6 protein-coding genes are annotated in these 4,556 nt (G+C 62.7%); all 6 read left to right on the top strand.

What is annotated here, in order from left to right; all coding sequences use genetic code 11:
- The first annotated feature begins 169 nt into the window (after positions 1-169).
- Complete coding sequence (locus DRB06_RS01430) at positions 170-583, top strand: YbaB/EbfC family nucleoid-associated protein (RefSeq protein ID WP_258522109.1); 414 nt, start codon at positions 170-172, stop codon at positions 581-583.
- A gap of 65 nt (positions 584-648) precedes the next feature.
- The gene (locus DRB06_RS01435; protein ID WP_146750772.1) at positions 649-966 is read left to right on the top strand and encodes a type VII secretion target; all 318 of its coding nucleotides are present in this window, start codon (positions 649-651) and stop codon (positions 964-966) included.
- A gap of 65 nt (positions 967-1,031) precedes the next feature.
- Positions 1,032-2,789 carry a hypothetical protein gene (locus DRB06_RS01445; RefSeq protein WP_181575152.1) on the top strand — a complete coding sequence of 586 codons (1,758 nt, stop codon included), beginning with the start codon at positions 1,032-1,034 and terminating at the stop codon, positions 2,787-2,789.
- A gap of 65 nt (positions 2,790-2,854) precedes the next feature.
- Positions 2,855-3,469, top strand: coding sequence for an Imm5 family immunity protein (locus DRB06_RS01450; protein ID WP_073333893.1), 615 nt, complete (start codon positions 2,855-2,857; stop codon positions 3,467-3,469).
- Between the two features lie 132 nt (positions 3,470-3,601).
- Positions 3,602-3,751: a hypothetical protein gene (locus DRB06_RS15950; protein WP_159097695.1), complete on the top strand. Its 150-nt coding sequence runs from the start codon at positions 3,602-3,604 to the stop codon at positions 3,749-3,751.
- A 274-nt stretch (positions 3,752-4,025) separates the two neighbouring features.
- Positions 4,026-4,556: hypothetical protein (locus DRB06_RS15700; RefSeq protein WP_220092950.1), on the top strand; the 531-nt coding region annotated here is incomplete at its 3' end.

Raw genomic sequence — 4,556 nt, forward strand, 5'->3', positions numbered from 1 at the left:
TTGGTGGTCTCGCGGTGAAATGTGGCGAGCGTCACGGGTATGGACCTGGCGTGGGTGTTATGGGGTCGTTACCGTCGCGGGTGTGGAGGATGTTTCGCTGGAGGCGCGTTTGGCGCGGATTCGTGCGGATGTGGAGCGGTCTCGGCGGGATGCGCGGGCGGCTGCGCGGATGCAGGAGCGGGCTGAGGGTATCCGGGCTCGGGGGGTTTCGCGGGGTCGTGAGGTGCGTGTGGAGGTTGATGTGGCGGGCCGGCTGGTGGGGATCACCTTCCTGCCCGCTAGTGAGGGCTTGTCTTTGCGGGGCCTGTCGGAGGCGGTGATGGCGGCTTTGGCGGATGCGCGTCGGCGGGCGACCGAGCAGGTGCGGTTGGTGGTGGATGAGACCCTGGGGGCGGACTCGGCTCTGGGCCGCCGGGTGCTGGAGTCCTACCAGCAGGACACCACCGGCGGTGGGGCCGGTGGGGGCGCGGCCGCCTCCGGTCCTGCCGGGGGCGCGTCTGGTGGGCGGCCTGCGTGGGGGGTGGCGCCCATGCCGGTGCGGCCTGCGGGCTGGGATGGGCCTGGCGGGTCGGGGCGGCGTTGAGGTCGTGCGGCTGTCTGGTGTTTGCCTGAGTGAGTGTTCGTTTCGTTTCGGTGCGTGGGGAGTTGATGATTGTGACTGCTGGTGTTGAGGTTGATACCGGTGTGCTGCGTTCGGGTGGTGGTGACGCCCTGGGGGTGGCTGACGGTGTGGACGTGGCGTTGGATGCCGCAGGGCAGGCCCTGGCCTCGGACGCGTTCGGGGTGATGTGTTCGCCCTTGTTTGTGCCGGCTTATGCGTTGTTGTCTACGGCGGTCAATGGCGCGGTTGCTGGTACGGGTGAGAGTGTGGAGGAGGCGGGCATGGACTTGCGCACTGTGGCGCAGGAGTTGGATGAGACCGACGCCGATGCTGCTGCCGGGGCCCGGGCGCTGAGCGGCTGGTAGCCGGTGGCCCCGGCACTGGGGCGTCGCTGCTGTTCCTGAATTCGTAGCTTTATTGGAGGGTCCCTGTGAATAAGTACTTTGAGCTGATGGGTGATCCGGCCACCGGCCAGCCCATCACCACCAGCACCACTGCTACCGCCACCGCCGGTACTGCTACCGCCACTACGGCTGCTGGTAGTAGCAGCAGCTTCGGCGCCGGCGGTGGTGGTGGTTTCGGCGGCGGTGACGGTGCGGGTGCGGGTACTGGTGGTTTGCCTGCTGGGGAGTACGGGGGCGGTACCGGTGGTTACGCCGGTGGCGGGTCGTCTGCCGGTGGTGGTTACGCCGGTGGTGGCGGGTTTGGTGGCTCCGGCGGGTCGTTCGGTGGCGGCAGTGCCAGTGGTGGGTCGTCTGCCGGTGGTGGTAATCCGTTGGTTGCGCAGGCGGAGGATTCGTCGACGGGGTTGTCGGGTCTGCGTCTGGTTGAGGATGGCCAGGATGTTGTTGATGCGTTGAAGACGGATTCGTGGGTGGATGACGCGCTGGCGGGGTTCGGCACGGTCGCCGACACGGTCGCTTTGGTTACTGATCCGATCGGTGAGGTGCTGGGCAGTGCGATTGGGTGGGCGATTGAGCACCTGGATCCGCTCAAGACCTGGTTGTATGAGCTCACTGGTGATCCGGGCCAGGTGACTGCGGGTGCGGACACGTGGGCGAACATCGCCACCAAGCTGAATGCGTGCAGCGTGGATTTAACCGACTCGATCCAGGTGCGCCTGGGCGGGCAGTCCTCCGAAGCGGTCAATGCGTATAAGTCGTTTCAGGCGGATAACGCGGCCCGGTTGTCGTTGGCGGCCTCCCTGGCTGGGGGTATCTCCAAGGGGTTGACGGTGGCGTCGGTGATCGTGCAGATCGTGCATGAGATGGTGCGTGATGCGATCGCTGATGTGCTGGCGAAGCTGACCACCAAGCTGGCCGCCACCGTGGTGACTGCGGGGGTGGCGGCTATCTGGGCGATCCCCTCCCTGGCGTCGGACGTGTTCAAGTGGGCTACCCGGTTGGAGCGTGAGGTCACCGCGGTGGTCAGGTCCGCCTCCAGCCTGGGGGACGTGTTCAAACGAGCCACCACGCTAATGGACAACCTGTCCGACGGGCTGAAGGGCCTGGGCCCCCACCCCGCCATGGCGAACATGGGCCCGGTCCCGCACACACCCCGCACGCCCAGCACGCCCCGGGCCGGCCGAACCCCACCCCGAGCCGGAGGCGGTGGTAAAGGCAGCAGCGGCAAGGGCGCCGGTAAAGGCGGCCAGTCGCCACGTAGCCCGCAGCCCAAACCCCAGCCCAAAACCGTCGACCCGAAGCCCGTGATCGGCGGTAAGAGCAAGAGCGGGCCATCGCGGAATAGCCCTAACGCAAAGTCCCAAGCTGCTTACCGGAGAGCGCAAGACGCAAAACGCCAACTGCCGAAGACCGAAAGGAACAGGACAAAGGCTGTTTCATCCGACCACAACAAAACATTAAGCGGATGGGGCGGCAATCGCCCTTCCGAATTCCATAAGCCGAATGTCGACGAAGTGCTTGCCAAGCAAAGAGAAATCGGGCATCCGCCGGTGGACATGGGCGGCAGAGATCATGGCGTTTTAGGTCAGTGCAAGGCTTCGCACGCCGAGCGCCAACAGTCTCTCATCGCCAAGGAACCGGACATTGGCGTCTCCAAAAACATCTGCCCTGACTGCATGGGATACTTCCGAAAGCTTGCAGCATACGAAGGGCGCGAATGGCGCGTCACGGACCCGAGGGGCACTTGGCTGTTTCGTCCGGATGGCAGCGTCGTCAAACCTTAACGAAACAGAGGTGCCGTAATACGTCCTTGTACATAACATGCCTCACTCAAGGAAGGTGAACTCACATGATCGACACGACTGTCCTCAATCGGGAAATATCTGCTGGTAGAACCGCGCTTTCTTCAAGCGACGAGGCAATCCTACCGCTTGGTGTGCGCAGACGTATTTGGGCCGCAATGCAGGACCCTGACGACGATGACGCCACTTATCGGCGTCGTGTAGAGTTGGCGATTCTGTGCGTCAAGCGAGTCCAGCACATCTGGGACCGGGGGTTCCCTGGTGACGCAGGGGTTAGCGAGATGCTTACGCTCGCACAAGAACTCGTCAACGAGCAAGCCGACCCAGAGCAGGCGGAGTGGCGCGCGGAAACCTTTTTGGACAACGTTCTTGACAGTGTCTCGTCATTTGATGCCATCGTTCAGCCTGCCACCTTTGTGGCTGACGCCGCTTCACGTACAGTGATATCTGCCTGTTATCGTAACCCTGATTACGATACCGCGGATCCGGAAACGGACGACGATGAGCTGCTGCCAGACTCGCTTGAGCCGAGTTATAGCTGCGCTAGTGCAGCTGCGGGTGCTTTGAATTGGCAGCCGATTGAGGAGACTGATGTGGAGGCGCGTCGAGAGTTTTGGACCTGGTACTTGGATGAGGCTATCCCCCAGGTCCTTGCAGAATGACGCCAGACAGAGGCAACCGTCTTCGAAAGCGGTTTGGAGCAGGCCAGCCCGCGGTGAGGTGTCTAGGGTGAGGGGGAGAACAATCTCTCTATTCGTTCCCAGGCGTATGAGGAGCAGGTCACCGGGGTTACCGTGAAGGACTCCTATTACGTCGACGGCGTGGAGTTCGGCGGTTTCTACGACGGTGCCCTCCACGACGCCAAGGGCTTCTACTACAACCTCACCAAAACCCCATTCGGCGACAACGTCATTACCGAGATGGTTGATTCAGCAAATGATTAACTTGACGCGGTGTGGGCGGTTGGCGCCAGTACGCCTATACGCTGGCATGTGGCCGAACCCGAAATGCTCGACCTGCTCAAAGACATGCAAAGCGCTGGGGATTTCCCTGCTGGTATTGAGTTGGTGCACACTCCACCGAACTTCTAAACCACGCCAAGCGCATTCGCTTCTGGTACCCTTAAGCAGGGCAGAGGAACACCGAGGAGGGACCCCACCGATGGCGGCAAATTGGAAACTTGGCTTTAGGATGCGTCGTCCGGGGCAGGAGGAGCGCATGGAGGAGGAGGCTGCGCGGTCCTGGGAGCTGATCCAGCAGTTGCGGGGCCTGCATCCCACCCTGGACCCGTGGCGCGAGAGCGATACGTCTAAGGCGAAGGCTGCGGCAAATCCGGAGATCACCACCCTGGAGGAGTATCTCGCCGTCATGCACGCCAACATCGAGCCTGACCTGTCTGGTGTGATGTTCGCGCTGTTTTCTGGGGATGTGGACCGGGCCGACGGTGCCTCCATCATGGTGAGGATCGGCGGGTGGCAGCCTGACACAGGTGGCGTATTGCTTGAGTTCCACAGTAGTGAGTTCGCTGAGCTTATCGCCACCAACGGTGCGTTGGCTGATCGTCTGCTTGCCATGGGGGCAGACATTCTGGATCCCGAGATCGGGGGCCTTTCCCGCTCGGATCATCCGCTCAATGATAAGCCGGAGCCGTATGACTATGTGCAGGGGTGGAAGCTGTTCTTCCCGGCCTCCTCGCCGCACTGGGCGCAGGCCGGTGCCCTGGCCACGGCCTCCTACCCCACCGCTAAC

This window comes from Actinomyces sp. Z5 (assembly GCF_003287795.1).
Classification (GTDB): domain Bacteria; phylum Actinomycetota; class Actinomycetes; order Actinomycetales; family Actinomycetaceae; genus Actinomyces; species Actinomyces glycerinitolerans.